Source organism: Streptomyces sp. NPDC051364, from assembly GCF_040682115.1.
In the GTDB taxonomy this organism is placed as follows: Bacteria; Actinomycetota; Actinomycetes; order Streptomycetales; family Streptomycetaceae; genus Streptomyces.
The window spans coordinates 105624-130888 of sequence record NZ_JBFBAH010000004.1 but is presented as its reverse complement, the minus strand read 5'-3'; the positions used below and the strand labels follow the sequence as shown (position 1 = coordinate 130888).

The window sequence follows — 25265 nt, the reverse complement described above, 5'->3', positions numbered from 1 at the left end:
TCCGGGCGGAGCCCGGGGAACGAGGGAAGGGCGGGGCGGGGTGCGGCTCCGCGCAGCGGGCCCGCACCGGCCGGAGCGTCGAGCCAGGGGCGGCCGGCCGGGGTGCGGCCTTGCACCCGGTCAGGGGTGGAGGAGGCGGGTCTTGGCCTCCTTGAACTCCTGCGGGGTCAGGAGGCCCTCCCGGGCCAGCCTCGCCAGCTCCGCCAGCTCGGCGGCCAGCCCGCCGGGTGGCGCCCCCGGCTCCGTGGCCGGGCCGCCGGTCAAGGCGCCCGGCTCGGCGCCGGCCACGGCCCCCGGCTCGGCCCCCGGCTCCGCCGGTTCCATCCCCGGCTCCGCCGGCTCGGCCCCCGCCCCCGGGGGCCAGTCCTGCCGAGACGGGGGCTGGGGCGGGCCCGCCGCTCGGGTCAGGAGGCCGCGGAGCAGGGGGTGGCCCGAGGGGCGGCGGGCCGGTTCCACTCTCACCCCGATCGGGCGGATGAACATCAGGCCGCCCCCGTCCGCTCCGGCGGGATCCGGACCGAGCCCACGATGCGCCCGCCCGCCGCCCGTACGGCGATCGCCGCGTCCTCGGCCCACACGTGCTCCACCACCAGCAGCAGCGCGCAGCTGCCCCGCTCCAGCAGCTCCGCCGCCTCCTGGATGTCCTCCGCCCCGATCAGCTGCGCGGCCTCACGGTGCCTCAGCAGCCCCTGGAGCTCCATGAACTCGTCGAACTCCGCCGCCAGCACCTCACCCCCCGCCGTCTTCGAGACCACGAGCCCGTCGATGAGCCGGACCACCCCCGCCTTGCGCAGCCCCATCACGGCCTCGACCGCCGGCACCCGCAGCTGCTCCTCCGGGAAGGCGAGGACGATGAATTCCACTGGTCCCATGTGCCGAGGCTCCATTCGTACCCTCGTGACCGTTTCTGACGACTCTTCAGCACTCTATGACATAAGCGGACATACCATCCGCCTGCTTGCTACGTTTCCCGTATGACCGCTCTGACGGCAGAGGTGGCGGAGCCCGCCCCGCCCCCACCCCCCGACGGCTCCGCGTTCCAACGCAGGGGCGTCGAGCTGACGCTCCTCGCCGGGGCCGTCCTCATCTCCGTCCTCGGCCACCACTACGTCGGTCTCGCCACCACCGGCCACACCCCCGGGCCCGCCGGCCGCTACGCCGCCGGCCTCGCCGGCACCGCCCTGATCGCGCACCTCGCCGTCCGCTTCCGGGCCCCGTACGCCGACCCGCTCGTCCTCCCCATCGCCGTCCTGCTCAACGGCCTCGGCCTCGTCCTCATCCAGCGCCTCGACCTCACCACCCCCGCCCACCTCACCGCCGGGGACCAACTGCGCTGGTCCGCCCTGGGCGTGGCCCTCTTCGTCCTCGTCGTCGTCCTGCTGCGCGACCACCGCGTGCTCCAGAAGTACGCCTACCTCTCCGTGGCCGCCGCTCTCGCGCTGATGCTCGTCCCCGTGTTCTTCCCGGCCGTCAACGGGGCCCACATCTGGATCCGGTTCGCCGGGCTCTCCTTCCAGCCCGGCGAGTTCGCCAAGATCCTGCTCGCCGTCTTCTTCGCCGCCTACCTCGCCGCGAACCGCACCGCGCTCGCCCTCACCGGCCGCCGGCTCTTCTGGAAGCTGCGCCTCCTGCCCGGCCGGGTCCTCGGCCCGATCCTCGCGATCTGGCTGCTCAGCGTCGGCGTGCTCGTCCTGGAGCGGGACCTCGGGACCTCGCTGCTCTTCTTCGGCCTCTTCGTCGTCATGCTGTTCACCGCCACCGGCCGGATCGGCTGGATCGCGATCGGGCTGCTGCTGGCCGCCCTGGGCGCGTACGCCGTCGGCACCTTGGAGCCGCACGTGCACAGCCGGGTCGAGGACTGGCTGAATCCCTTCGCCTCCATCGAACGCGGCGAGGGCGCCGGCCAGCTCGCCCAGTCCCTCTTCGCCTTCGGAGCCGGCGGGCTCCTCGGCTCCGGACTCGGCCACGGCCAGTCCTTCCTCATCGGCTTCGCCGCCAAGTCCGACTTCATCCTCGCCACCGCCGGCGAGGAGCTCGGCCTCGTCGGCCTCGCCGCGATCCTGCTCCTCTACGGGCTCCTCGTGGACCGCGGATTCCGTGCCGGGCTCGCCCTGCGCGACCCCTTCGGGCGCCTCCTCGCCACCGGGCTCGCCTCGATCGTCGCGCTCCAGGTCTTCGTCATCGCCGGGGGAGTCACCGGGCTGATCCCGCTCACCGGTATGGCCATGCCCTTCCTCGCCCAGGGCGGCTCCTCCGTCGTCACCAACTGGATCATCGTCGCGCTGCTCGTCCGGCTCGGCGACAGCGCCCGCCGGCCCCGCCCCGCCGGAGCGGGGGACGCGGCGTGATCCGGTACATCCGCTGGTGCGCGTACTTCTGCGCGCTGCTGCTCGTCGCCCTGCTCGTCAACGTGGCCCGGGTGCAGGTCTGGGAGGCCGCCGCGTACGGGGCGAACCCGGCCAACAAGCGCCCGGCCATCGAGCGCTACGCCCAGCCCCGCGGGGACGTCCTGGTCGACGGCCGGCCCGTCACCGGCTCCCGGGACAGCGGCCAGCTGCTGCGCTACGAGCGGACGTACGCGAACGGGCCGCTGTACGCGCCGGTCACCGGGTTCTCCTCGCAGACGTACGGGACCAGCCTCCTCGAGCGCGCCGAGGACGCGATCCTCTCGGGCACCGACCCGGGGCTCTCGGCCTTCCCGCTCTGGTACGACCTCGCCCGCGGCCGCCCGGCCGGCGGGAACGCGGCGACCACCGTCCGGGCCGGCCTGCAGCAGGCCGCGTACACCGGGCTGGCGGGCCGGCGCGGCGCGGTGGCCGCGCTCGACCCCGCCACCGGGAAGATCCTCGCGCTGGTCAGCAGCCCCTCGTACGACCCGGCGGCGCTCTCCGGTACGGGCGCGGCGGTCAAGGCGGCCTGGGAGCGGCTGAACGCGGACCCCGCCAGGCCGATGCTGAACCGGGCGCTGCGTGAGACGTACCCGCCGGGCTCCACCTTCAAGATCGTGACGGCGGCCGCGGCCCTGGACGCGGGAGTGGTCACCGATGTGGACGCGCCCACGCAGACCCCCGACCCCTACCCGCTGCCGGGCACGAGCACCCTGCTGCCGAACGCGGGCACCGGCTGCCGCGACGCCTCGATGGCGGAGGCGGTGCAGTGGTCCTGCAACACGGTGATGGCGAAGATCGGGGTCCAGGTCGGGCTGCGCGGGATGGTGGACGCGGCCCGCCGGTTCGGGTTCGACGACGACCGGCTGCGGGTGCCGGCCTGGGTGTCGCGGTCGAACTTCGACACCGACATGAGCCCGGACCAGCTGGCCCTGTCCTCCATCGGGCAGTTCAACACGACGGCGACGCCGCTGCAGATGGCGATGGTCGCCGCGGCCGTCGCGAACGGCGGCGAGCTCAAGTCCCCCTACCTCGTGGACCGGACCACGCAGGACGACGGGGACCAGGTCCGGCGCGGGCAGCAGCGCAGCCTGGGCCGGGCGATGAACCCGGCGACGGCGCTGCGCCTGCAGGAGCTGATGGTGCAGGTGGTGGAGAACGGCACCGGGCCGGGCGCCGCGATCCCGGGCGCGGTGGTCGGCGGCAAGACCGGCACCGCCCAGCACGGCGTCGGCAACGCGGGGACCCCGTACGCCTGGTTCATCGGCTGGGCCAAGGCCGAGGACGCGCCGCTGCCGGGGGTCGCCGTCGCCGTGGTGGTCGAGGACGCGGAGGCGCACCGCGGGGACATCAGCGGCAACGGCGCGGCGGCGCCGATCGCCCGGGCGGTGATGGAGGCCGCGCTCGCCGCTCCGATGGCTCCTTGACCCGGCCCCTCCTATGCGGGATCCGCGCCCTCTGCGATCGCCGCATGCACCTCCGCCACCCGGTCCGCCTCCTCCGCCGCGAACCGTTCGCGGTCCAGGGCCTCGGCGATCTCCTCGTCCTGCGTCATCAGCAGGTCCAGGTTGGAGTTGCCCATCTCGAAGACGCCCATGTCCAGGTAGGCCTTCTGCAGCCGCTCGCCCCACAGCCCGATGTCCTTCACGCACGGCACGATCCGGCTGAACAGCAGCTTCCGGAAGAGGTGCAGGAACTCCGACTGCTCGCTGAACTGCTCGGCCTCCTTGCGCGGGATGCCGAAGTTCTCCAGCACCTCCACCCCGCGCAGCCGGTCCCGCATCAGGTAGCAGCCCTCGATCACGAACTCCTCGCGCTCACGCAGCTCGGCGTCCGTCAACTGCTTGTAGTAGTCGCGCAGCGCCATCCGCCCGAACGCCACGTGCCGGGCCTCGTCCTGCATGACGTACGCCAGGATCTGCTTCGGCAGCGGCTTGTCGGTCGTGTCGCGGATCATCCCGAAGGCGGCCAGCGCCAGCCCCTCGATGAGCACCTGCATGCCCAGGTACGGCATGTCCCAGCGGGAGTCGCGCAGGGTGTCGCCGAGCAGCCCCTGCAGGCTGTCGTTGATCGGGTAGAGCATCCCGACCTTCTCGTGCAGGAAGCGGCCGAAGATCTCGGCGTGCCGGGCCTCGTCCATCGTCTGGGTGGCGGAGTAGAACTTCGCGTCCAGGTCCGGCACCGACTCCACTATCCGCGCCGCGCACACCATCGCACCCTGCTCGCCGTGCAGGAACTGGCTGAAGTTCCAGGCGGTGTAGTGCCGGCGCAGCTCGCCCTTGTCCTTCTCGGTGAGCCTCGACCAGTGCCGGGTGCCGTAGAGGGTCAGCGCCTCGTCCGGGGTGCCGAGCGGGTTGTACGGGTCCACCTCCAGCTCCCAGTCGATGCGCTTGGCGCCGTCCCACTGCTTGTCCTTGCCCTTCTGGTACAGGGCGAGGAGCCGCTCGCGGCCATCGGCGTATTCCCAGCTGAAGCGGGCTGCGCCGGAGGCCGGAACCTGCCAGACGTCCGCGCCCGGGTCCTTGGTGTAGAGCTCGTGCGTCGACACTGACGCCCCCTCGGCTCGTGTACTTCCGTACAGAACTGGATGGTTGGCAGCGTCACACGTTGGTAGACGCGGGGTCAACAAGTCGTGCGCAGGGGATTGACGGTCTTGCTGACAAGCAGTCTCATAAGTGATGACCGCCGGTAACCCGATGAGCGAGGTATCCGAAGCCATGACGACCGTGACCGATCGAGGCGCGCTGCAGGACGCGCTCGGCCTCCTCAAGGACCGCGAAGAGATCGCCGCACGACTGCTCGAATCCTCGGCCAAGCACTCCTTCGACCCCGACAAGGAACTCGACTGGGACGCCCCGCCCATCGACGGCAAGTACTACTGGCCGCCCGAGCTGCTCTCCCTCTACGACACCCCGCTGTGGAAGAAGATGGGCGAGGAGCAGCGCATCGACCTCTCCCGCCACGAGGCGGCGGCGCTCGGCTCGCTCGGCATCTGGTTCGAGATCATCCTGATGCAGCTGATGGTTCGGCACATCTACGACAAGTCCCTGACCAGCAGCCACGTCCGCTATGCACTCACCGAGATAGCCGACGAGTGCCGCCACTCGATGATGTTCGCCCGCATGATCCAGAAGGCCGGCGCCCCCGCCTACCCGGTCTCCCGCCTCAACCACAACCTTGCCCGCATCCTCAAGACCGTCTCCACGACCCCGGGTTCCTTCGCCTGCACCCTGCTCGGCGAGGAGATCCTCGACTGGATGCAGCGCCTCACCTTCCCCGACGAGCGCATCCAGCCCCTCGTCCGCGGCGTCACCCGCATCCACGTCATCGAGGAGGCCCGGCACGTCCGCTACGCCCGCGAGGAACTGCGCCGCCAGATGCTGACCGCCCCGCGCTGGGAACAGGAGCTCACGCGCATCAGCTGCGGCGAGGCCGCCCGCGTCTTCTCCCTGGCCTTCGTCAACCCCCAGGTCTACGAGAACATCGGCCTCGACCGGCGCGAAGCCGTCGCCCAGGTCCGGGCGAGCGGCCACCGCCGCGAGGTCATGCAGACGGGAGCCAAGCGGCTCACGGACTTCCTCGACGACATCGGCGTGCTGCGCGGGGTCGGCCGCAGGCTCTGGAAGAGCTCAGGACTCCTCGCCTGAACCGGCTGTTTCGGGGCTACCCTGCGGGCATGACGACCGTACGCGCGTACCGCAGGCTGAGCGTCGAGGAGCGGCGGGCCCAGCTCCTCGACGCCGCCTTGTCGCTGTTCGCGCACCGGGCCCCGGAGGAGGTCTCGCTCGACGACGTCGCCGAGGCGGCGGGCGTCTCGCGGCCCCTGGTCTACCGCTACTTCCCGGGCGGCAAGCAGCAGCTGTACGAGGCGGCCCTGCGCTCCGCGGCGGACCTCCTCGAGCAGTGCTTCGCCGAACCGCAGGCCGGCCCCCTGACCCAGCGCCTCTCCCGGGCGCTGGACCGCTACCTGGCCTTCGTGGACGAGCACGACGCAGGCTTCTCGGCGCTCCTCCAGGGCGGCAGCGTCGTCGAGACCTCCCGTACGACGGCGACGGTGGACGGCATCCGCCGGGCGGCGGCGCAGCAGATCCTCTACCACCTGGCGGTCCCGGCCCCCGGCCCGCGGCTGCGGATGATGGTCCGCACCTGGATCACGGCCGTCGAGGCGGCCTCCCTCATCTGGATCGACGAGGGCAAGCAGCCGGACGTCTCGGCCCTGCGCGACTGGCTGGTCGACCAGTTCATAGCCCTGCTGACGGCGACGGCCGCCACCGACCCGGAGACCGCCGCCGCGGCGCGGGCCGCGCTGGCCCTCGAATCGGCGGACGGCCCGGTCGGGGTCCTGGCCCGACGCGTGATCCCCGTGGTCTCCGAGGCCGCCCACCTGCTGTGACACTGGTGGGGTGAGAAGCGAACCCACGCCCTTCGAGGGCGGCCCGATGGACGGCCGGGTCCTCCCGATCCTCCTCGGCCCCACCGGCCACCCGCCGAAGTGGTACGAGATCCCGGTCCCGTCGGCCGACGGCGGCCCCGCGACGGTCCTGCTGTACGAGCGGGTCCCGTCGGGCTATTCGAAGCGGCTGCACCTCCAGAAGGGCTGGAAGTACACGTACGCCCCGTCGGGCCAGAAGCCCAGGGTCCGCTGGCCCTGGACCAAGCCGACCCCGCCGCCGGCCTGACCGGTCAGCCCTCGGTGCGCCCGCGGCGCAGCATGGCGAAGCCGAGCCCGGCAGCGCCCACGGCCGCGATACCGCCGCCCGCGGCGAGCAGCAGCACGCCGTCACCCGGCCCGTCGGCCAGCGTGTCCAGGGTCCCGGAGGCGACCGAGCGGGCGTGCGAAGCCGAGGCCTGGACGACCCGCCCGTCCCGGGTCCCGGTCTTGTGCCCGTCGGCGACGGGCGTACCGCCGTCGGCGCCGGTGCCGCCCGTGTCGCCGACCCAGGAGGACAGCCGGCCGTCGGGCCGGAGCGCCACGTGCAGCGGGCCGGAGCCACCGAAGCCGGCGGCGCCGTCACGGCTGGTCAGGGTGGCCGCCCTGGCGCCGTCGGCGGCCAGGATGTCGGCCTGGAAGCCGCCCTTGGCGATGCGGTAGACGTTCGCCTTGGACACGCCGTCCGCGAGGGCGAGGCTCTTGACCAGGGTCCGGGGCACACCCGCGGAGTGCGCGGCCGAAGCGGCGGGCACCCCTTCGGCGAGGGCGGCCGCGGCGGGCAGCCCGAGGAGGGTTCCGGCGCAGACGGTCACTGCGGCGGCTCGTACGAGAGTGCGGCGGTTGACGGTGCTCACGGGAAATCCTTAGGTCCGGTCCAGGTGCGACAAACCTAGGAGCCCGCTGTGTCAGTACAGCGATGAGCATGTAACAGGTACCCGGCGGAGTCCCGTAGAAGCTGTTACGTGACCGAGAACTCCACCGGGGGATTGCCGCGAGGCGCCCGGGCTGCTCCCATGTACGGCGGGGGGTGAGGTCCATGCGGGGACTCAAGGTGCTGCCGAGCGGCCGCCCCGGCCGCGGCCGGCTCTACGTCAACCTGCCCGACGGCCAGGCGGTGGCCTGGTACGACCGGCAGACCAACCGGATCAGCGTGCTCGCCGACCAGCACCGCGAGGCGGTCCTGGCGGCCTTGCGCCCGTACCTGGCCGGCCCGTACACGGTCGGCCCGCCGCCGGTGCCCACGCCCGCGGACCTGCGCAGACTCGGCCTCCCGCCGGACGAGGACCTGGCCCCGAACCGCCCCGGCGAAGCCCTGCTGGGCGAGCTGGAACACGGCTCGGCCGGCAGCCGGGCCCGGCACCGGCTCCGCCAGGATCTGGCGGCCCAGCAGCGCATGGGCGACCTGCTGGACTCTCTCGAGCCGGACGACTGGCGGGTCCTGCACTCCGTGCCGCTCCCGGGCCTGGGCCGCATCGACCACCTGCTCATAGGCCCGGCGGGGATCTTCTGCATCCGTACGCTCCCGGGGCGCAAGCAGCGGGCGGCCGTCGGCGACCTGCTGCTGACGGTGGGCCGCGCCGAGCCGCGCCCGGACCCGCGCTGGATCCGCCGCGCCGCCGCCGCGGCCACCCGGGCCCTGGCGGCCCCGGTGCTCCCGGCGCTGGCGCTGGTCGATGCCTCGCGCATCGAGGTGGCCCCGACGGTCCGCGACATCCGCATCCTCGAACCGGCGACGGCTCCGTCGCACCTCGCCGCGGCCCCCACCACCCTCAAACCCCCGGACATCGAAGCCCTCTTCACCCAGGCCCGCACCACCCAGACCTGGCTCCCCCCACACCTCTACGGCCCCCACCGAACCCGCCGCCGCACCGCACCGACGGGCCTGCGCTCCGACCCGAGGCCCCGCAGAAACGGCGCGTAGCGGGGCTCCTCCCAGCTCGCCCGCCCCTTCCAACCCCTCCGGGGCCTGGGCCGGGCGTGACGCGCCGCCCGCGCCGCCCATCCAGCCCGTCCGGCGTTTGAGGACAGGGGTCCGGGGCGGAGCCCCTGAGGGCACCACCCAGCGGTAGCCGGGGGAGAAACGGAGAAAGGGCGGGGCGGGGAGCAGCGCCGCAGGCTCCCATCCCAGCCCACCCCACCCCTGCCCTCAGGCCGACGTCCGCTTCCGCGGAGCCGCCTTCTTCGCCGACGCCCCCGCCGCGGTCGACTTCTTCGTCGAAGTCCCGCCCGCGGTCGCCTTCTTCGCCGCAGCCGTCTTCGAAGTGGACTTGGTCGCAGCCGGCTTGCGCGCCGCCGTCTTCTTCGTACCCGACGCCGCCTTCTTCGCCGCCGCCGTCGACGCAGTCGACTTCTTCCCGCCCACCGTCTTCGGCGCAGCCGCGGCCGCCGTCTTCCGGCCCCCGCCGCTTCGCCGGATCGGCGTGACCTGCGCCTCCGCGTCCTCGGCGGCCCCGGCGGCCCCCGCCTCCCCCCGGGACGCCTTCGCAGCCTGCACGCTCTTCTCCAGCGCCGCCATCAGGTCGATCACCTTCCCGCCGGCCGGCTCCACCTCCGCCTCCGCCGGAGGCTCGAACGCCCCCTCCGACTTCGCCGAGATCATCGCCTCCACGGCCTCCCGGTACTCGTCCGTCAGCGAGTCCATCTCCACCTCCCCCAACGTCGCCATCAGCGCGTCCGCCAGGTCCAGCTCGGCCTCCCGTACCGACACCTTCCCCTCCGGAGCCACCCCCTCCGGCACCCGGATCTCGTCCGGCCAGAGCAGCCCGTGCATCGCGATCACATCGTCGACGACCCGCAGCATGCCCAGCCGCTCCCGCCCCCGCAGCGCGTACTTGGCGACCGCGACGCGCCGGCTCCGCTTCAGCGCCTCCCGCAGCAGCGTGTACGGCTTCGCCGCCGTCGGCCCGTTCGCGGCGAGGTAATACGCCGCGTCCATCTGCAGCGGATCGATCTCGTCCGCCGGCACGAACGACACGATCTCGATCGTCTTCGCCGTCGCGATCGGCAGCTGCGCCAGGTCCTCGTCCGTGATCGGGATGAGCGACCCGTCCGCCTCCTCGTACCCCTTGCCGATCTCGGCGGTCGCCACCTCCTCCCCGTCCAGCTCGCACACCTTGCGGTAGCGGATCCTCCCGCCGTCGCTCAGGTGGATCTGGCGAAAGGAGATCGAGTGGCTCTCGGTGGCGTTCACCAGCTTGATCGGGATGCTGACCAAGCCGAAGGAGATTGCCCCGTTCCAGATGGATCGCACAGTTCCTCCCGTTTCATGGCAATCTCATCGTATGACGCCGATCACCATGGTGGAGGGGCGTCGCGTCCCGCTCTCCAATCTCCACAAGGTCCTGTACCCCGAGACCGGCTTCACCAAGGGCGAGGTGCTGCACTACTACGCCACCGTCGCGGGTTCGCTGCTGGCCCACATCCACAACCGGCCGGTGTCGTTCCTGCGCTATCCCGACGGCCCGGACGGCCAGCTCTTCTTCACCAAGAATCCGCCGCCCGGCACACCCGCCTGGGTGAAAACCACCCCGGTGCCCCGCTCCGAGGACCTCTCCGCCGCACAGGTGGTCATCGCGGACCTGCCCTCCCTCATGTGGGCCGCCAACCTCGTCGTCGAGTTCCACACCCCCCAGTGGCCGGCGGGCAGCCCGGCCGTCGCCGACCGGCTGATCATCGACCTCGACCCCGGCGCGCCCGCCACCGTCGTCGAGTGCTGCGCCGTCGCGCTGTGGCTGCGCGAGCGCCTCGCCGCCGACGGCCTGTCCGCGTACGCCAAGACCTCCGGCTCCAAGGGCATGCACCTGGCCGTCCCCCTGGAGCCGACCCCGTCCGACCGGGTGTCGGCGTACGCTAAGGGCCTCGCCCAGGAGGCCGAGCGCGAGCTCCCCGACCTCGTCCTGCACCGCATGGCCAAGGCCCTGCGCCCCGGCAAGGTCTTCGTCGACCACAGCCAGAACGCCGCCGCCAAGACCACCGCAGCGCCCTACACCCTGCGGGCGCGGGCCCGGCCGACGGTCTCCGCACCCGTGTCCTGGGAGGAGGTCGCGGCCTGCCGCACCCCCTCCGACCTGGTGTTCCTCGCAGACGACATCCCGCCCCGGCTCGAGCGCGACGGGGACCTCTTCGGCCCGCTGACCGACCCCGACCGGGCCCACCGCCTCCCGAGGACGGCCGGGCCGTGATCCGCGTCGCCCTCGCCGCCACCGTCCGCACCCTGCCGCGTGCGGCGGGCCTGGCGTACGAGCCGAAGTTCGACGGCCACCGCCTCGTGGTGGTGCGCACCGCCGAGGACGTCGTACTGCAGGCGCGCTCCGGCCGCATCGTGACCGCCGCCTTCCCCGATCTGGCCGCCGCGGCCCGGCAGTTGCCCGCCGAGACCGTCCTCGACGGCGAGGTCGTGGTCTGGCACGGGGGCCGTACGGACTTCGCGCTCGTCCAGCGGCGGGCGGCGGCCACGGCCGCGCGGGCCGCCGTGCTCGCCCAGAGCCTGCCGGCCTCGTACGCGGCGTTCGACGTGCTGGAACTGGCCGGGCTGGACCTGCGCGGACGCACGTACGAGCGGCGCCGCGCGCTCCTGCTCGACCTGCTGCTCCCGCTGGGCCCGCCGCTGCAGCCGGTCCCGATGACGACCGATCCGGAACTGGCCGCCACCTGGTACGAGACGCTGCCCGCCAGCGGGATCGAGGGCCTGGTCGTCAAACGGCTGGACCAGACGTACCCGGCGGGCCGGCGCGGCTGGCAGAAGCTCCGGCACACGGAGGTGCGGGACGCGGCGGTGGTCGGCTACACCGGTACCCCGCGCCGCCCCCTCGCGCTGGTCCTGGTGCTGCCGGTCGGGGACGAGACCCCGCTGGTGTCGAGCCCGCTGACGGCCGCGCTGCGCGCGGACGTGGCGGCGGCGCTGGCCTCGCGCGAAGCCCCGGCCGCCGGGGCCGGCCGGGCCGGGGCGCCGGCTGTCGGGGCCACGGTGACCGCGATCGGTCTCGGCGAGGTCCCGTTCCGCCCGCTCGACCCGCCGCTCACGGCGGAGGTCCGGCACCCGTCGACCGCCCGTCACCCGCCGCCGGAGGTGCTCAGGCTGCGGACGGACCTCTGACGCCTCTGACGCCTCTGACGCCTCTGATGCTTTGGACCAGGTCAGGCGTTCCCGCTCGGCTTGTACACCGGAGGCTCACCGTGCGGAGGTTGCTGCGGCCCCGGGTACTGCGGCGGGTTCCGGTACCCGGACTCCCGCTCGGCCCTGACGTCCTCGGGATGGCTGGAAGTGGTCGAGCCGAAGTTCCCGTATCCCTGCATCTCGTGCGGACGCAGCCCGCCCTCGGGGATCTCCACCTGATCGCGTTCCTCGCGCACCTCGTAGACCGCGCCGCCGTCCGGCAGGTGGGGCTGGCTCTCGGCGGTCGGCGGCGGGGGCTCCTTGGCCCGGACCCGCTGGCCCAGCTTGAAGGCGCCGAGCAGGAAGCCGACCACGGCAATCCCGACGACCAGGAACCACGCGATGTGGGTCAGCGTCTGGTCCAGACTCAGGGTCATGTCCATACGTGCTATTTTCCCGCACTGGTGCCGGTTTCACCCGAAAGCCAGGGAGATCCTCCGATTTGCGTACCGGGCGACTACCGTGCCGAATCAGGGGCAGGTGCAGGGGCGACCGCCCCGAGAGGCGCCCCGGAAGGAGCCCGAAAATGCCCCGCGGATCTTCACCCGAACGAGAACGCCAGTACGAGCACATCAAGGAGAGCGCCGAGGAGCGCGGCGAGTCCGAGCAGCGGGCCAAGGAGATCGCCGCCCGGACCGTCAACAAGGAACGGGCCCGGGCCGGCGAGTCCGAGACCGCGAGCAAGCTGTCGCTGGAGGACATGTCCTCCAGTCGGCGCGGCGGCCTGCACTCCCACTCGGGCGTGCAGGGGCCGACGTACGAACAGCTCTACGCGGAGGCCAGGCGCCGCAACATCCGCGGCCGCTCCGACATGAACAAGACGCAGCTCAAGCGGGCACTCGGCACCTGAGACCCGGCGGTACCCCGGGCGAACGTTGCCGGCCGCTTAGCGCAGCGGCCCGTCGGAATCCCGCAGCGCCCGGACCTCGTGGCCCCCGAGCACGGCCAGGATCTCCGCACAGATCGCCAGCGCCGTCTCCGCGGGTGTCCGGGCCCCGAGGTCCAGCCCGATCGGCCCGTGCACCCGCGCCAGGTCCGGCTCGGACACCCCGGAGGCGATCAGCCCCTCGCGCCGCCGCGCGGTGGTCTTGCGGGACCCGAGGGCGCCGACATACGGAATCCCGAGCGCGAGCGCGCTGCGTACGGTCTGCACGTCGAACTCCGGGTCGTGGCTCAGCATCACCAGGCAGGCGGCGTCCCGGCGCGAGGCCAGCAGCTTCCCGGCCTCCGCGACCGAGTCGACGAGCCCGGCGCCCCACCCGAGCAGCAGGGCCTGCGCCTCGATGATCCCGGCGAGCTCGCCGCCCCCGCCGATGACGACGTACGGGGCGGAGGGGTACGCCTCCACGAACACCAGCCCGTGCTCCCCGTACAGCGCGTCCCGCCCCGGCCGGCGGGTGGCCAGCAGCTCGCCGGCCCGTCGCTCGGCGTCGTTGGAGGGCACGTCGACGGCCCGTACGACCTCGCTCACGGCCTGCTCCGCCTGCTCGTCGAGCCGGGTCACGAGCGCCACCCCGACGCCTTCCCCGAGCAGGTCCCACCACTCGGCGGGTACGGCCGTCAGCGGCTGCAGCAGGATCTCGGCCCGCCCGCCGCAGGTCAGCTTCGCCAGGGCCGCCTCGTCGGCCCCGACCGAGACGTCGCACACCCGGGCGGTGGCCCCGGTGGCCATGGCTCCGGCCTCCGCCACCAGCTCGGCGTCGAAGACCCCGCGGTACAGGGCACCGGCGCACTCCCCCCGCGCATCGACGAGCAGGGCCCCGGCGGGATCCCGCGGCCCGAACCCCTGCTCGGCCACCGGCCGGGCCAGGAACCCGGCCCGCCCCTCGGCCACCCACTGCCGCGCCGTCTCCACCAGCTCACGCATCGCGCCGCCCCATCCTCGTCGTCAGAGCCCGCCCCAAAGCGCCAGGTCAGCGGCGCAACGCGGCCTCACCGCCAACCTACGCACGCACCCCACCCCTACCCATCCCTCAAAACCCACAGACCCGGACCCACCTCCCTCGTACAGACCACCGGACCGGACCGCCCGTTGCCCGACTTGCACGCGGGCGCCGGGAGGCGTTGTTTCGAAGTACGGCAGAGAACGTTGGGGATGACCCGGAATGCTCTTCACAGACCGCGACGACGCAGGACGACGACTCGGTACGGCGCTGGGGATGTACGCGGCGGACGGGCCCGTCGTCCTGGGGCTGCCCCGGGGCGGGGTCCCGGTGGCCTTCCACGTGGCGCACGCCCTCGGAGCCCCGCTCGACGTGATCGTCGTGCGCAAGCTCGGGGTCCCGTACCAGCCCGAGCTGGCGTTCGGCGCCATCGGCGAAGGCGGCGTACGCGTGATCAGCGACGACATCGTCCGCCGCGGCGGGCTCAGCCCGCAGGACATCGCCTCCGTCGAGCAGGCGGAGCAGTCGGAGCTCACCCGCCGGGCCGCCCGCTACCGCGCGGGCCGGCCGCAGCAGGACCTCCACGGCCGGACGGTGATCGTGGTGGACGACGGCATCGCGACCGGCGCCACCGCTGCGGCCGCCTGCCAGGTCGTACGGGCGCAGGGCGCGACCCGGGTCGTCATGGCCGCCCCGGTGGCCCCGCCGGACGCGCTGACCCGGGTGGCCGCGGTGGCCGACGAGGTGGTCTGCCTCTCCACACCGCCGGGCTTCTCCTCGGTCGGCCAGTGGTATCGGGACTTCTCCCAGACCCCGGACGAGGAGGTCGTCTCCCTCCTCATGCAGGCCGTCCGGCAACCACCTGCCACGGCGGAGGACGTCTCGGTCTCCGCGGCGGGCCTGCACCTCCCCGGCGACCTCACCCTCCCCCCGGCGGCGAGGGCGGTGGTCGTCTTCGCGCACGGCTCGGGCAGCAGCCGCCACAGCCCACGCAACCGCCAGGTGGCCACGACCCTGAACCGGGCCGGCCTGGGCACCCTGCTGTTCGACCTGCTCACCCCGGCCGAGGAGGCGGACCGCGCCAACGTCTTCGACATCGGGACCCTGGCCGCCCGCCTCGCCGAGGCCACCGCCTGGCTCGCAACCCGCACGTCGGCCCCGGTCGCCTACTTCGGCGCGAGCACGGGCGCAGCAGCCGCCCTTGCCGCGGCGGCGTCCCCGGATTCACCCGTCTACGCAGTGGTCTCCCGCGGCGGCCGCCCGGACCTGGCGGGTCATCACCTCGCCGCGGTCCGGGCCCCGACCCTCCTCGTGGTCGGCTCGGAGGATTCCTTGGTCCTCACCCTCAACCGCGAGGCGCAGGCCCGGCTCCGCTGCGAGAACCGCCTGGAAATCGTCGAGGGCGCCACCCACCTCTTCGAGGAACCGGGAGCCCTCCGCGAGGTGTCCGTCCTCGCGGAGCAGTGGTTCACCACTCATCAGCCGGCGTCCCCCATGCGCTGAAAGGCGGCTCGGCGTATTGCCTACGGCCAAGTGGAATTCACCGACGGGAATCCGTCTCCTTTCACCGGGGGTCTTTTCGAAATGCAGGCCTCCACGAATGCCGTGCATTGAGGCCGCACGGGTGATCCTCGCCGGGACATGCGCCGTGGCGTGATTATTCGATCGCCGAACGTAAACAATGGCTCCGTTCGTAGCCAGAGGCGAGGTGCCCGCGCATTCACATGAGGCGCACAGGCTGAGCGCGCTTGCGGCGGTGACCCTCCAAGTCCGTGAGGAAGATTCTCTTGAGTCATCGAACGACCCGAACTACGCGCCTGAAGACCGCCACGATGGTCGGTGCCGGCGTGCTCGCCGTGGCGCTCAACGTCGTCCCGACGACGACGGCCATCGCCGACGCGATCAACCGGTCCGGCACCGCCGACTCCGCCGTGGCACTGCCCGGCCCGGCCGGTGTGGTCAGCGGTGGCGACCACGGCGACCGCGGCAAGCGCGGCCCGCAGGGCAAGCCGGGCAAGCCGGGTGAGCAGGGCAGGCCGGGTGAGCAGGGCAGGCCGGGTGAGCAGGGCAAGCCGGGCCGCCCGGGTCGGCCGGGCACCCAGGGCTTCCAGGGGTTCCAGGGCACCCAGGGGTTCCAGGGCGCCCAGGGCTTCCAGGGCACCCCGGGCACCGGTTCGCAGGGTACCCAGGGGTTCCAGGGCACCCAGGGCTTCCAGGGCGCCCGGGGTGAGACGGGCGTGGTCACCACCTACGTCAACTCGGCCACCGACGACGACGGCGGTGTGATCGCCACGTGCAACGCGGGTGACCTCGCCACCGGCGGTGGAATCACAACCAACACGGGCACCATTCGCACCAGCCGCCCCGTCGGCACCCCGCCCAACGGGTGGCAGGCCGAAATCACTTCCAACCAGGACGTGACCGCCTACGTGGTGTGCGTCGACGTGACGCCGTAACTCCCCTGACCGAACGGCGGTGCCCCGGGGCCTCGGCCCCGGGGCACCGCCGTTCGTGGTGCGCGCCTAGACCAGCAGCGGACCGCCGCACCGCGCGGCGCCTTCCTTCATCGCGATGAGGTTGGCGACCACGTACGAGATGTCGTTCTTGGAGTGCCACTCGGTCGGGAAGTAGGTGACCAGCCGCGACGACTGGAAGCGGGCCTCGATCGACGGCACGAAGGCGCGGTACTGCTCGTCCGTGTAGTACCAGAACGAGTTCTCGTTGTAGTACGCCACGTGGGTCGGGTCCTGGTAGGCACCACGGCCGTCGGAGCTGGGCGTCATGGTGATCAGCATGCCGCCGGGTGCCAGCAGCCGGTACAGCTCGTTGATCAGCGGTACCTTCGAGGGCACGTGCTCGAGGAAGTCCACCGCCCGCATCACGCCGACGGAACCGTCGGGCAGATCCAGCTTCCCGGGCAGCGTCGCGACGATGTCGACGCCCTTCCCCGGATACTGGTCGACGCCGAGGTAGCCGGGCGGCTTGCGGTGGGCCGCGCCGAGGTCCAGCGCGAGCAGTCCGCGCCGGTGGGTCCAGGCGAGGGCGTTCGCCTCGATGTACTTGTCGTACAGGACGACCGTCTCGCGCTGGATGTGCGCGTTGATCTCCGGGTCGCTCTGGGTGTTCGCGGGGTGCACCCGCTGGAGGTACAGGCAGCGGTTGATGTGGTGGAAGTCGCCGATGTGGAACAGGCGGCACATCAGGTCCTGGTCGTCCAGGACCGTACGCGCGGCGTCGTACCCGCCGGCCTTTTCGTAGGCGTCCTTGCGGAAGGCCCGCACGTGGTTGGGCGCGTACCAGATGTAGGCGACGTTGTGCGGGGTCGGCGCCATGGAGACGATCTGCTGGAGTTTGCGGCCGTCGACGTCCACCTCCTCGTACTGCCAGCCGCACGCCTCGTCCCACCGCGAGTCGTCCCGGCCCCCGTCCTCGGTGATCTGCGCGGTGTTGCTGTAGACGAAGACGGCCTCGGGGTTCTCGTCGAACGCGGTGCCGAGCTCCGCCAGACACGTCTTCGCCAGCAGGTCGTCGTGGTCGAGTTCCACGAGGATCTCGCCGCGTGCCAGTTCGCAGGCCCTGCGCTTCGAGGCCCCGACGCCCCGGAGGTCGTCCGCGATCTCCACGCGGACCCTCTCGTCGGGTTGCTCCGGCCGCCACCGGGCGCCGTTGTTGAGCAGGACGACCCACTCCCAGTCCGGACAGGTCTGCGCCTGCAGGGTCGCCAGGCACTCATCGAGGAAACGAGGCCGGTGGCTGGGGGTGAAAACGGAGAACCTCGGGGTCGCGGTCGACGTCATCTGGTGCTCCCTGCTGGGGTCGATGTCGGTGAGGGGCTTGCGAATTCCCGGAACTGCTCCGGTACTTGGGAACGGAGCGAGGGATCGGCCGCGACGGCACGACGGAACGCGCCGCCGGCCTCGTCGGACCGGCCCTGGTCCGCCAGGATGTATCCGAGGTGCAGATGGGCCGTGGCTGCCTTCGGATCGGCGGCGACGGCGCGCTTCAGGAGTCCGGCGGCCCGGTCGGGATCGGTCGGCTTCAGCAGGATCGCCTCGTTGAAGAGGGCCGACGTGAACGACGGGTCGATCTTCAGGGCCTTGTCGTAGGACGCGAGTGCGTCGGCCGCCTTGCCGTCCTGCTGCGCGATGACCCCCAGGTTGTACCAGGCGAGCTTGTTGTGGGGATCCAGCTCCACCACGCGCCGGAAGGTACGGGCCGCCCCTTCGGAGTCGTGCCGGCTCTCCTGCACAAGGGCGCCTTGTAGTAGTGCATTTGCCTCTTGGGTCTTCAGGTTCACCGACGGGCTCTTGGATTCCGGGGCGGTTGTCGAATGGGACTGAACCGCCCAGACGGCCACCCCGGCACAAGCCGCAGCCACGCCGGCGATTCCGGCCCACCATCGCCTTCGTTTCAATCTGTCACATCTCGTGGAATCGGGAGGGGCGAAGATGCGGGCAGCAACCCCCGACAGCGCCGAAGGCCGAACCCCCATCATTTCCGCCGACGTTACGAGCCCGCCCGGATGATGCCGCCGTATGGCAGGCAATTGGGATGCAAGACCACTCGAATGTACGCATGACAGAATCGGTTCACCGGAAGGGATTTCATGAATTCTCCGCCGGCATAAGGCGGTTGGATGCCGCCACTCCGTGCTCCCGCGTCGCGCTCATCAGTCCGAGCGGCAAGGGCGCCGTGCCCCTCCGACGCCGCAGCCCTGCTCATCGCCGAGTTCACCGCGAACGCCGTCATCCACGGCCGGGTGCCCGGCCGGGACCTCGAGCTCGTGGTCACGCTGCACCCCGGCACGCTCCGGATCGAGGTGTCCGACACCCGCGGTGAACGGCGATCCCCCGGCACCGGGGGCAGTCCCCGTGCCCCCGCCGCTCTCCGAGCAGGCCGAACTGCGAAGGCTGTGGCAGTCGCTCAGCCCCGACGCCCGCGCGCAGCTGTGGACCGCCCACAGGGACGACCTGCTCGCCGCCGGACTCCTCAGCCCGTCGGTCAAGCAGGTGGCGGCCGACCGGGGATCCGGCAAGCACGGGGCGGAGGACATCGAATGGAACGACTGGGTCACCAGGACGAAGATGCAGGCACTCGTCGTCCTGGCCGACGGCGGTGACCTGAACGACGCCTCGCGCCACATGAAGCATTACCTGGACAACACCGGCACCCCCATGGAGCTCCCGGTCGACAAGATGCTCACCGACAACAGGGGATTCCAGGCGCACGTGGACCAGCTGCTCCTCCAGGACAATGAGTAAGGAGTGGCGGGAGCAGGCGCTGGCGGAGTACGAGAGGAACGGAACGGCGGCCGCCCGGTCGTGATTCCGGTCGAGACACCCAATGAGGGCTACTACTTCGGAGATGCGGCAGACCCCAACTGGTACTACGCGGTGGGCGGCGCCCAGTCGAACGTGACGGGGGCGGTGACCGTCATGCCGGGCGCGGACGGCAAACCGGTGGTCGGCTTCGGCCACCTCGGCCTGCCCGAGCCCGAGACCTTCGTCGAGGGCATGCGCATCACCAGTGTCTGCCCTCGCGAGGCGAAGACGCCCGAAAGCGGCGCACTCCGGCTGTGTGCGAAGATCCACGCGCACGAGTTCCAGCCCGGTATCACACGCGTCTACATCTGGGCCGGCAGCGACGCCCCCATCAAGAAGCCGACGGCCTGAGGCCAGGTCCCTGACACCGACCCGGCCGGACCGGCCGCGCTGACGGTTCCCGGTGTCGTCCATAGGCCGGCCGCAGTCGACGGCAGCGCGCGGTGAGGGGCGAACGGGGAGCATGGCGGACCTGGAGGACACGGGCGGCGGACAGGCGTCCCGCTAGCGTCGAGCTCGAGGACCTGGCAGGTGCGGAGGAGCCCGAGGCGGATCGCGACCCGGACAGGTGGGTTGTCCGAGCTCCCGGGGCGACTCCTCGGCGGCCCTCGTGGGCGAGCGTGGGCCCCGGTGGCTGAGGCGCCGGCGCGCGATGCCTTCCCCGCCGTCCCGGCGCCGCCGACGTGGATGTCAGAAGCGGGCTAGCATCTAAGTAAGATTCAATCTACGTAATATCGAATCTACGTTTCATGGATGTCGGGGATGCGACGCTGATGGAATTCAAGGGCAGGTCTGCTGACCTGGATCAGCTGGCTCGGCAGCTGGGCCTGGTAGCCGATGGTACGGGCGCCACCCGTGGTCAGGCTGTGATCGTGACGGGGCGGCGCCGGGTAGGCAAGTCTCGTCTGGTCCAGGAGTTCTGCGACCGTTCCGGGCTTCCGTACGTGGTCTTCCAGGCGACCCGGGGACGCAATGCCGTGGCCGAGCGGGCGGACTTCGCCGCGACACTGGCGCATTCCGCTCTGCCCGGGGCCGAGCTGGTGGCCGGGCTGCAGGCCGCCGACTGGAACCAGGCACTGCGTTCCCTGGCGGTCGCGGTTCCGGACGATGCCCCGAGCATTGCGGTGGTCGACGAGGTGCCGTGGCTGGTGGAACAGGACGGTGAGTTCGAGGGGGCGCTGCAGACGGTCTGGGACCGGCACCTGTCCGCCAAGCCGGTCCTGTTGATCCTGGTCGGCAGTGACATGTCGGTGATGGAGGCGCTGCAGTCCTATGGCCGCCCGTTCTTCGGCCGGGCGGCCAAGATGACCGTACAGCCGCTGCATCTGGCCGATGTGCAGGCGATGACCGGTCTTGACGCGGCGGAAGCGGTGGACGCGCTGCTGATCACCGGAGGGTTCCCGGAAGTCGTTCAGTCCTGGCGACCGGGGATGGGCCGCAGAGACTTCCTGCGCGAGGCTGTGGCCAACCCGCTTGCGCCGCTGTTGGTGGCGGGCGAGCTGTCGCTGCTGGGGGAGTTTCCCGAGGCGTCCCACTCGCGCGCGGTCCTGGAAGCGGTCGGCAGTGGCGAGCGGACCTTCTCCACCATTGCCGCACAGGCCGGTGGTGCGGGCGCGCTGCCCTCGGGCACGCTGTCTCCGCTGTTGAACACGCTGCTGGCCAAGCGGGTCCTGGCCGCTGACCTGCCGCTGTCGGTCAAGGCGGACAGCAAGAACAAGCGCTATCGCATCGCCGATCCGTACCTTCGGTTCTGGCTGGCCTTCCTGCAGCGCGGGATTCCGCTCATCGAGCGCGGTCGCGGCGACCTGGCGCTGGAGCGCATCGAGCGGTCGTGGACGACCTGGCGGGGCCGGGCCGTAGAGCCGGTCGTCCGCGAGTCGCTGCTGCGGCTGCTGCCCGATGAGAGGTGGCCGCAGACGGAGGCGGTCGGGGGGTGGTGGAACCGGCAGAACAACCCGGAGATCGACCTGATCGGAGCCGACCGCGAACCCGTCGCAGGGCAGGTTCACTTCATCGGCTCGGTGAAGTGGATGGAGTCGCAGCCTTTCGGCCGGCGTGAGTACGACGCCCTGGTGCGGGACATGCTCGCCGTGCCCGGCGCTGAGCCGGGCACGGCGCTGGTGGCGGTGTCCCGTTGTGGTGTCGAGGCCGGTCTGCCCCTTGCGGCGCACTGGGGTCCGGAAGACCTTGTTCGTGCCTGGCGGTAGTCAGGGAAACCGCCAGGGTGGTCATGGTGGTGTACCTGCCTCGGGCGCCCAGTGGCAGTAGGCATCGACCGTCCTCTGAGAACCGTCCGGGCATCGAAGCCCTTTGCGTGGCGGCAAGGTGACGGGCCCGGAGGCGGGAGCCTGCTCCGGCACTGAGCACGGCGGTCTGGGGGGACGCGGCCGGTTCACCCCCGCGGGGTGACCGGACGGCGCTAGCCTGGCCGGGTGAATGCGCTTACCGCCCTTGTGAAATGGCTGGGCACCCTGGATCCTGAGCGGCTTACCGCATTGCTGGAGGAGCGGGATCTGCCGCTCGCCGCCGAGTACCGGCGGATCACCACCCTCCGCGAGCTCGCCGAACACCTGCTCACCGACGAGTCGGTGGGCCAGGGCCTGATGGCCGGCACCGCCGGAGAACTGGAATTGCTCGCTTCCATCGCCGCCCTCGCCCTGGAGCAGCACGGCCCCGTAGCCAGTGGCGAGGCCGAGGACGGGCCCCGGTATCCCTGGCAACAGCGGAAGCCCGTTGCCGCGGTGGAGCCCGCGGACCGACGGGTGCCCGAGCGGGACGTACTGGCCTGGTTCGAGCCGGGGGAGAAGCGGCGGCGGGCGGAGCACACGCTCGCCCGACTGCGGGAGCGCGCGCTGTTGCTCCCCGCGCCCAAGGGCCAACTGGCGCTGCCGTCACTGCTGCACGTCCGCGCCGCCGGGTTCGACGGCTACGGGCGCACGGCCGACCGGCTGCTGACCACCGCCTACAACGCCCCCGAGGTCAAGCGGATCGCCGCAAACCTCTTCGGCGAGGGCGCGGTCCGTACCCGCGACCAGGCCCAGGAGCTGATCATCGCCCTGCTCGCCGATCCCGCCCGGGTGCGGGCACTGGTGGCGGACGCCCCGGTCCGGGCGCTGGAGCTGCTGGACCACCTGGTACCCGGCCCGCCACTGCTGCGAACCCACTGCTTCGTCGGCCGGTATGGGGCACGGTATGCGGGCCCGGACGCCAAGTACGTCTTCCGGGAGGGCGGCAGCGGTGACGAGGGCACCGACTGGCTGGCCGTGCGCGGACTGCTCGTCCCCGTCGGTCTCGACCTGGTGGAGCTTCCGTACGAGGTCGCCCGTGCGCTCCGCGATGGGGGCGCGGCACCCAGCCCCCGGCTGGAACCAGAGCCGTTCACCGCCACCGCGTCGCTGCCGTCCGGCTGGGAGGGCGAGGGCGGCACGGCCGCCGCGGCGGCCGCCTGGCGGGCCGAACTGGTACTGCGGGCGCTGGCCGCCCAGCCGGTCGCGATCCGCAAGGCGGGCGGGATCGCCGTACGGGACACCCGGCGGCTGGCCAAGGCGGCCGGGGCCGATGAGGCCGACACCCGGCTGTGGCTGGACCTCGCGGTGAACGCAGGCCTGGCCGCGCCTCAGGACGACGAACCGGCCCCCACCCCTCGCGGCCGCCGGAACTCCAAGGGCCCCAAGCCCTCCGCCCGGCTGCTGCCGAGCGACCGCTATGACGCTTGGGCCGCCGCCCCCGCAGCGGGCAAGCTGCTGCCGCTGCTGGCCGCCTGGGCTGTGGTCCCCGCAGTTCTCAGCCACTGGCCGGACCCCGAAGAGACCCCGGTCGCGCTCGTCAGCCCGCAGGACGAGGACGCCGTGACCCTGCGCACCGGGGTCCTACGAGCGCTCGCCGTCCTCCCCGACGGACACGGGGTGACCGGGGACGCGCTGGGATACACCGAACTGTTTTCCCTGGCCGCGTGGTTCCAGCCTGCCCTGCGCGGCCACCTGGCCGCCGACGGCGCCGGGGAGCTGACCGGTCTGGACGGAGTGCTCGACCGCCTGGCGGCCATCCTGACAGAGGCGGCCCTGCTCGGCGTGGTCGCTCACGGCGCGCTCACCCCCGCCGGGCGGGCCCTGTGCCGACTGCTGGAGGCGGGAGCCGCCCACCACTACCCGGCAGTGCCCGGCGCGGGCACGGACCCGTCCGCCCGCGGCTCCGAGGGCCTGGGCGAGGACCTGTCCCTGCGCCCTGCCCTGGCGCAGGCGGTGACCGCGCTGCGCGAGGACCTGTACGCAGCTCTGCCCGAGCCCAGCGACACGGCCCGGTTCCAGAGCGACCTGACCGCCACCGTCACCGGCGCGCCCGCGCCCGCCCTCGCAGACCTGCTCTCCGCCGTCGGCGACATCGAGTCCGAGGGGCATGCCGTGGTATGGCGGATCACTGCGACCTCCGTACGCCGGGCGCTGGACGCCGGCTGGAGCGCAGACGAACTACTCGACCGCCTGGCCACCGCGAGCGAGCGCGGCACCCCGCTGCCACAACCGCTCGCCTACACGATCAAGGACACCGCCCGCACCCACGGACAACTCAAGGTCGTCCGCTCCGCCTGCTGCATCCGCTCGGACGACACCGGACTGATTGCCGAGGTGGCCCAGGCCCGCGGCCTGGCCAGACTCCGCCTGCGCCGGATCGCCCCCACCGTCCTGATTTCCACAGCCCCGCCGGAGGAGACGCTGTCAGCCCTCCGCACGGCCGGCTACGCCCCCACCCAGGAAGCCGAAACGGGCACCACCGTCCTTGACCGCGCCCCCACCGACCGCGCCCCGAACCTCCTGCCGACCCTGGACCAGGCCCACCCCCTGTACGGCGAACCGGTCCATGGTGTCCCGGCGAGCGCCCGTGCGCTGGCCGCGGCGCTCACCGCGGCCGGGTAAGGGTGGAGGCGCCCCGCAGTCGGAGCGTACTCCTGGTGCCCTGACCCCCGACCCGGCACTGTCAGTAGGGCGTGTTGCGTGAATACGTCGCCGAGTTCGGCACGTCCGCGGACGGTCGTCTCTTCGGCAACGAGCGCGGCGGTCTGCTCGGCAGCTCTAGCTACTGGCGCGTCTGGCAGGAGGCCAGGGCGCTGGCCCTGCCATCGGACAAAGTCGCTTCGCCCCTGGCGCGACGCCCGTACGACTTGCGGTCCACGTGCATCACCAACTGGCTCCGCGCTGGCCTCCCCGTGGCCGAGGTCGCCCGCCGAGCGGGGAACTCGCCCGAGGTGATCCACCGCAATTACGCCGGCTGCCTTGACGACAGTGAGGAGGACAACAACAGGAAGATCGAGATGGCGATGGGGTGGATGAATTGACCCCCCGGACCGGCCAGTCGGGTCCGCTCAACACGGCGCGGATGTGATCGGACGCCGGCAAGCCCCGCCCGGGCGGGGCTTCTCCCATTGACCACATGGAGCAACACAGAGAGCTGCGGACCCGGGTTCGAGGCCAAGGTAAGAGCATGGTCAACAGTGACGACGGGGCAGCGGCGTCCCAGAGGAGTCGTTCCGGCGCCGTGCACAAGTGGGTCGCTACAGTCGCCGGTGTAGAGAGGGAGACGGATTAAGACCCGGATCAAGGCCCTGGCTGACCGACGCTTGCGGGGCACGTTTCGAGGATGGGGTTTGGCTGGCTGGTGGTACCGAGCCACGGGGGGCAGGTATCGGGTGCAGGTTCCGGCGGCCGGGGGAGGGATGTGAGGCCGTCAGGCAGGCGGTGACGGTGGACGGCTTACCTGAAGTCGGCTCCCGGTGGCGGCTGGCGACCTGGGTCCGGCTGTATCGGCGGCAGCGGGGCAGACGAGGGGCGCGTGCGCGCATCGCCCGTTGGCTCACGCGCTACTCACGCGAGAACAGTGAGAGACAACGAGAAAGCCCCGGACTCAGTGAGACTGAGTTCGGGGCTTCATCTTTGGCACTTGCGCAGGTCAGCCGCCTTGCGGTGCTGGTCTTGCGGAAGTGCCCCCGGCAGGATTCGAACCTGCGCACACGGCTCCGGAGGGCATGCCAAGGGCACCCCGGAAATGTGCGCTGACCTGGTGTTTCCCTCCCGGGCGCCCCCATCCGGACTGATC

Annotated in this window: 24 protein-coding genes and 2 pseudogenes; 17 read left to right on the top strand and 9 right to left on the bottom strand. The window is 72.0% G+C overall.

Features of this window, described 5'->3' with window-relative positions:
- Nucleotides 1-120: 120 nt before the first annotated feature.
- Together AB0M76_RS10255 and AB0M76_RS10250 are read right to left on the bottom strand one after the other, a co-directional pair.
- The gene (locus tag AB0M76_RS10255; RefSeq protein ID WP_365952458.1) at nucleotides 121-324 is read right to left on the bottom strand and encodes a hypothetical protein; all 204 of its coding nucleotides are present in this window, start codon (nucleotides 322-324) and stop codon (nucleotides 121-123) included.
- Between the two features lie 158 nt (nucleotides 325-482).
- Nucleotides 483-872, bottom strand: coding sequence for a DUF6325 family protein (locus tag AB0M76_RS10250; protein ID WP_365952457.1), 390 nt, complete (start codon nucleotides 870-872; stop codon nucleotides 483-485).
- A gap of 102 nt (nucleotides 873-974) precedes the next feature.
- Here AB0M76_RS10250 and AB0M76_RS10245 point away from each other — a divergent pair, with 102 nt between their 5' ends.
- Complete coding sequence (locus AB0M76_RS10245) at nucleotides 975-2348, top strand: FtsW/RodA/SpoVE family cell cycle protein (protein WP_365952456.1); 1374 nt, start codon at nucleotides 975-977, stop codon at nucleotides 2346-2348.
- Nucleotides 2345-3814: a penicillin-binding transpeptidase domain-containing protein gene (locus AB0M76_RS10240; RefSeq protein WP_365952455.1), complete on the top strand. Its 1470-nt coding sequence runs from the start codon at nucleotides 2345-2347 to the stop codon at nucleotides 3812-3814. The genes AB0M76_RS10245 and AB0M76_RS10240 overlap by 4 nt, the downstream gene beginning before the upstream one ends.
- An 11-nt stretch (nucleotides 3815-3825) precedes the next feature.
- Here the strand turns inward: AB0M76_RS10240 and AB0M76_RS10235 are convergent, their stop codons facing one another.
- The gene (locus AB0M76_RS10235) at nucleotides 3826-4935 is read right to left on the bottom strand and encodes a ferritin-like domain-containing protein (protein WP_365952453.1); all 1110 of its coding nucleotides are present in this window, start codon (nucleotides 4933-4935) and stop codon (nucleotides 3826-3828) included.
- A gap of 169 nt (nucleotides 4936-5104) precedes the next feature.
- Here AB0M76_RS10235 and AB0M76_RS10230 point away from each other — a divergent pair, with 169 nt between their 5' ends.
- From AB0M76_RS10230 to AB0M76_RS10220, 3 genes are read left to right on the top strand one after another with little or no spacing between them, the layout of a single operon-like run.
- Nucleotides 5105-6034, top strand: coding sequence for a diiron oxygenase (locus AB0M76_RS10230; protein WP_365952452.1), 930 nt, complete (start codon nucleotides 5105-5107; stop codon nucleotides 6032-6034).
- A 29-nt stretch (nucleotides 6035-6063) separates the two neighbouring features.
- The gene (locus tag AB0M76_RS10225; RefSeq protein ID WP_030295333.1) at nucleotides 6064-6780 is read left to right on the top strand and encodes a TetR/AcrR family transcriptional regulator; all 717 of its coding nucleotides are present in this window, start codon (nucleotides 6064-6066) and stop codon (nucleotides 6778-6780) included.
- 10 nt (nucleotides 6781-6790) lie between these two features.
- Nucleotides 6791-7066, top strand: a complete 276-nt coding sequence (locus tag AB0M76_RS10220; protein ID WP_365952451.1) for a hypothetical protein — start codon at nucleotides 6791-6793, stop codon at nucleotides 7064-7066.
- 4 nt (nucleotides 7067-7070) lie between these two features.
- Here AB0M76_RS10220 and AB0M76_RS10215 read toward each other — a convergent pair whose 3' ends face one another.
- Nucleotides 7071-7673 (bottom strand): hypothetical protein, encoded by a 603-nt coding sequence (locus AB0M76_RS10215; RefSeq protein WP_365952450.1) that lies wholly within the window; start codon nucleotides 7671-7673, stop codon nucleotides 7071-7073.
- Between the two features lie 182 nt (nucleotides 7674-7855).
- On the opposite strand from AB0M76_RS10215, the gene AB0M76_RS10210 reads away from it, so the two are divergent.
- Nucleotides 7856-8740 carry a nuclease-related domain-containing protein gene (locus AB0M76_RS10210; RefSeq protein ID WP_365952449.1) on the top strand — a complete coding sequence of 295 codons (885 nt, stop codon included), beginning with the start codon at nucleotides 7856-7858 and terminating at the stop codon, nucleotides 8738-8740.
- Between the two features lie 225 nt (nucleotides 8741-8965).
- Here AB0M76_RS10210 and AB0M76_RS10205 read toward each other — a convergent pair whose 3' ends face one another.
- On the bottom strand, nucleotides 8966-10069 hold the full coding sequence (locus AB0M76_RS10205) for a Ku protein (RefSeq protein ID WP_365952448.1): 1104 nt from the start codon (nucleotides 10067-10069) through the stop codon (nucleotides 8966-8968).
- A gap of 31 nt (nucleotides 10070-10100) precedes the next feature.
- On the opposite strand from AB0M76_RS10205, the gene ligD reads away from it, so the two are divergent.
- Together ligD and AB0M76_RS10195 are read left to right on the top strand one after the other, a co-directional pair.
- Nucleotides 10101-11000, top strand: coding sequence for a non-homologous end-joining DNA ligase (gene ligD, locus AB0M76_RS10200; protein ID WP_365952447.1), 900 nt, complete (start codon nucleotides 10101-10103; stop codon nucleotides 10998-11000).
- Nucleotides 11000-11914, top strand: a complete 915-nt coding sequence (locus AB0M76_RS10195) for an ATP-dependent DNA ligase (protein WP_365952753.1) — start codon at nucleotides 11000-11002, stop codon at nucleotides 11912-11914. The genes ligD and AB0M76_RS10195 overlap by 1 nt, the downstream gene beginning before the upstream one ends.
- 41 nt (nucleotides 11915-11955) lie before the next feature.
- Here the strand turns inward: AB0M76_RS10195 and AB0M76_RS10190 are convergent, their stop codons facing one another.
- Complete coding sequence (locus tag AB0M76_RS10190) at nucleotides 11956-12357, bottom strand: DUF6479 family protein (RefSeq protein WP_362634764.1); 402 nt, start codon at nucleotides 12355-12357, stop codon at nucleotides 11956-11958.
- Nucleotides 12358-12500: 143 nt separating this feature from the next.
- Here AB0M76_RS10190 and AB0M76_RS10185 point away from each other — a divergent pair, with 143 nt between their 5' ends.
- The gene (locus AB0M76_RS10185) at nucleotides 12501-12824 is read left to right on the top strand and encodes a plasmid stabilization protein (RefSeq protein WP_365952446.1); all 324 of its coding nucleotides are present in this window, start codon (nucleotides 12501-12503) and stop codon (nucleotides 12822-12824) included.
- A gap of 36 nt (nucleotides 12825-12860) precedes the next feature.
- Here the strand turns inward: AB0M76_RS10185 and AB0M76_RS10180 are convergent, their stop codons facing one another.
- The gene (locus tag AB0M76_RS10180) at nucleotides 12861-13841 is read right to left on the bottom strand and encodes an XdhC family protein (RefSeq protein WP_365952445.1); all 981 of its coding nucleotides are present in this window, start codon (nucleotides 13839-13841) and stop codon (nucleotides 12861-12863) included.
- Nucleotides 13842-14079: 238 nt separating this feature from the next.
- Between AB0M76_RS10180 and AB0M76_RS10175 the strand changes: the two genes are divergently transcribed.
- Both AB0M76_RS10175 and AB0M76_RS10170 read left to right on the top strand, forming a co-directional pair.
- Nucleotides 14080-15360: an alpha/beta family hydrolase gene (locus AB0M76_RS10175; RefSeq protein ID WP_365952444.1), complete on the top strand. Its 1281-nt coding sequence runs from the start codon at nucleotides 14080-14082 to the stop codon at nucleotides 15358-15360.
- Between the two features lie 284 nt (nucleotides 15361-15644).
- The gene (locus AB0M76_RS10170) at nucleotides 15645-16313 is read left to right on the top strand and encodes a hypothetical protein (RefSeq protein WP_365952443.1); all 669 of its coding nucleotides are present in this window, start codon (nucleotides 15645-15647) and stop codon (nucleotides 16311-16313) included.
- 66 nt (nucleotides 16314-16379) lie between these two features.
- Here AB0M76_RS10170 and AB0M76_RS10165 read toward each other — a convergent pair whose 3' ends face one another.
- Both AB0M76_RS10165 and AB0M76_RS10160 read right to left on the bottom strand, forming a co-directional pair.
- A complete protein-coding gene (locus AB0M76_RS10165; protein ID WP_365952442.1) occupies nucleotides 16380-17654 on the bottom strand; it encodes a glycosyltransferase in 1275 nt (424 codons plus the stop codon).
- The gene (locus tag AB0M76_RS10160) at nucleotides 17651-18349 is read right to left on the bottom strand and encodes a tetratricopeptide repeat protein (protein WP_365952752.1); all 699 of its coding nucleotides are present in this window, start codon (nucleotides 18347-18349) and stop codon (nucleotides 17651-17653) included. Before AB0M76_RS10160 ends, AB0M76_RS10165 begins: the two co-directional genes overlap by 4 nt.
- A gap of 207 nt (nucleotides 18350-18556) precedes the next feature.
- On the opposite strand from AB0M76_RS10160, the pseudogene AB0M76_RS10155 reads away from it, so the two are divergent.
- The 6 genes and pseudogenes from AB0M76_RS10155 to AB0M76_RS10130 all read left to right on the top strand — a co-directional run.
- Nucleotides 18557-18709: pseudogene (locus tag AB0M76_RS10155) on the top strand (ATP-binding protein); the annotation flags it as partial.
- 19 nt (nucleotides 18710-18728) lie between these two features.
- Nucleotides 18729-19118: a hypothetical protein gene (locus tag AB0M76_RS10150; RefSeq protein ID WP_365952779.1), complete on the top strand. Its 390-nt coding sequence runs from the start codon at nucleotides 18729-18731 to the stop codon at nucleotides 19116-19118.
- 60 nt (nucleotides 19119-19178) lie between these two features.
- Nucleotides 19179-19529, top strand: a complete 351-nt coding sequence (locus AB0M76_RS10145; RefSeq protein ID WP_365952441.1) for a hypothetical protein — start codon at nucleotides 19179-19181, stop codon at nucleotides 19527-19529.
- Between the two features lie 422 nt (nucleotides 19530-19951).
- The gene (locus tag AB0M76_RS10140; RefSeq protein ID WP_365952751.1) at nucleotides 19952-21385 is read left to right on the top strand and encodes a DUF234 domain-containing protein; all 1434 of its coding nucleotides are present in this window, start codon (nucleotides 19952-19954) and stop codon (nucleotides 21383-21385) included.
- 225 nt (nucleotides 21386-21610) lie between these two features.
- Nucleotides 21611-24088 carry a helicase-associated domain-containing protein gene (locus AB0M76_RS10135; protein ID WP_365952440.1) on the top strand — a complete coding sequence of 826 codons (2478 nt, stop codon included), beginning with the start codon at nucleotides 21611-21613 and terminating at the stop codon, nucleotides 24086-24088.
- Between the two features lie 71 nt (nucleotides 24089-24159).
- Nucleotides 24160-24507, top strand: a pseudogene (locus tag AB0M76_RS10130) (site-specific integrase); the annotation flags it as partial.
- Nucleotides 24508-25265: the final 758 nt, after the last annotated feature.

Bases quoted from the DNA above. Each gene is read 5' to 3' on its own strand.
- AB0M76_RS10255 (WP_365952458.1), bottom strand. From the start codon at position 324: ATGGAACCGGCGGAGCCGGGGGCCGAGCCGGGGGCCGTGGCCGGCGCC.
- AB0M76_RS10250 (WP_365952457.1), bottom strand. From the start codon at position 872: ATGGGACCAGTGGAATTCATCGTCCTCGCCTTCCCGGAGGAGCAGCTG.
- AB0M76_RS10245 (WP_365952456.1), top strand. From the start codon at position 975: ATGACCGCTCTGACGGCAGAGGTGGCGGAGCCCGCCCCGCCCCCACCC.
- AB0M76_RS10230 (WP_365952452.1), top strand. From the start codon at position 5,105: ATGACGACCGTGACCGATCGAGGCGCGCTGCAGGACGCGCTCGGCCTC.
- AB0M76_RS10225 (WP_030295333.1), top strand. From the start codon at position 6,064: ATGACGACCGTACGCGCGTACCGCAGGCTGAGCGTCGAGGAGCGGCGG.
- AB0M76_RS10210 (WP_365952449.1), top strand. From the start codon at position 7,856: ATGCGGGGACTCAAGGTGCTGCCGAGCGGCCGCCCCGGCCGCGGCCGG.
- ligD (WP_365952447.1), top strand. From the start codon at position 10,101: ATGACGCCGATCACCATGGTGGAGGGGCGTCGCGTCCCGCTCTCCAAT.
- AB0M76_RS10190 (WP_362634764.1), bottom strand. From the start codon at position 12,357: ATGGACATGACCCTGAGTCTGGACCAGACGCTGACCCACATCGCGTGG.
- AB0M76_RS10185 (WP_365952446.1), top strand. From the start codon at position 12,501: ATGCCCCGCGGATCTTCACCCGAACGAGAACGCCAGTACGAGCACATC.
- AB0M76_RS10180 (WP_365952445.1), bottom strand. From the start codon at position 13,841: ATGCGTGAGCTGGTGGAGACGGCGCGGCAGTGGGTGGCCGAGGGGCGG.
- AB0M76_RS10175 (WP_365952444.1), top strand. From the start codon at position 14,080: ATGCTCTTCACAGACCGCGACGACGCAGGACGACGACTCGGTACGGCG.
- AB0M76_RS10165 (WP_365952442.1), bottom strand. From the start codon at position 17,654: ATGACGTCGACCGCGACCCCGAGGTTCTCCGTTTTCACCCCCAGCCAC.
- AB0M76_RS10160 (WP_365952752.1), bottom strand. From the start codon at position 18,349: ATGGGGGTTCGGCCTTCGGCGCTGTCGGGGGTTGCTGCCCGCATCTTC.
- AB0M76_RS10140 (WP_365952751.1), top strand. From the start codon at position 19,952: ATGGAATTCAAGGGCAGGTCTGCTGACCTGGATCAGCTGGCTCGGCAG.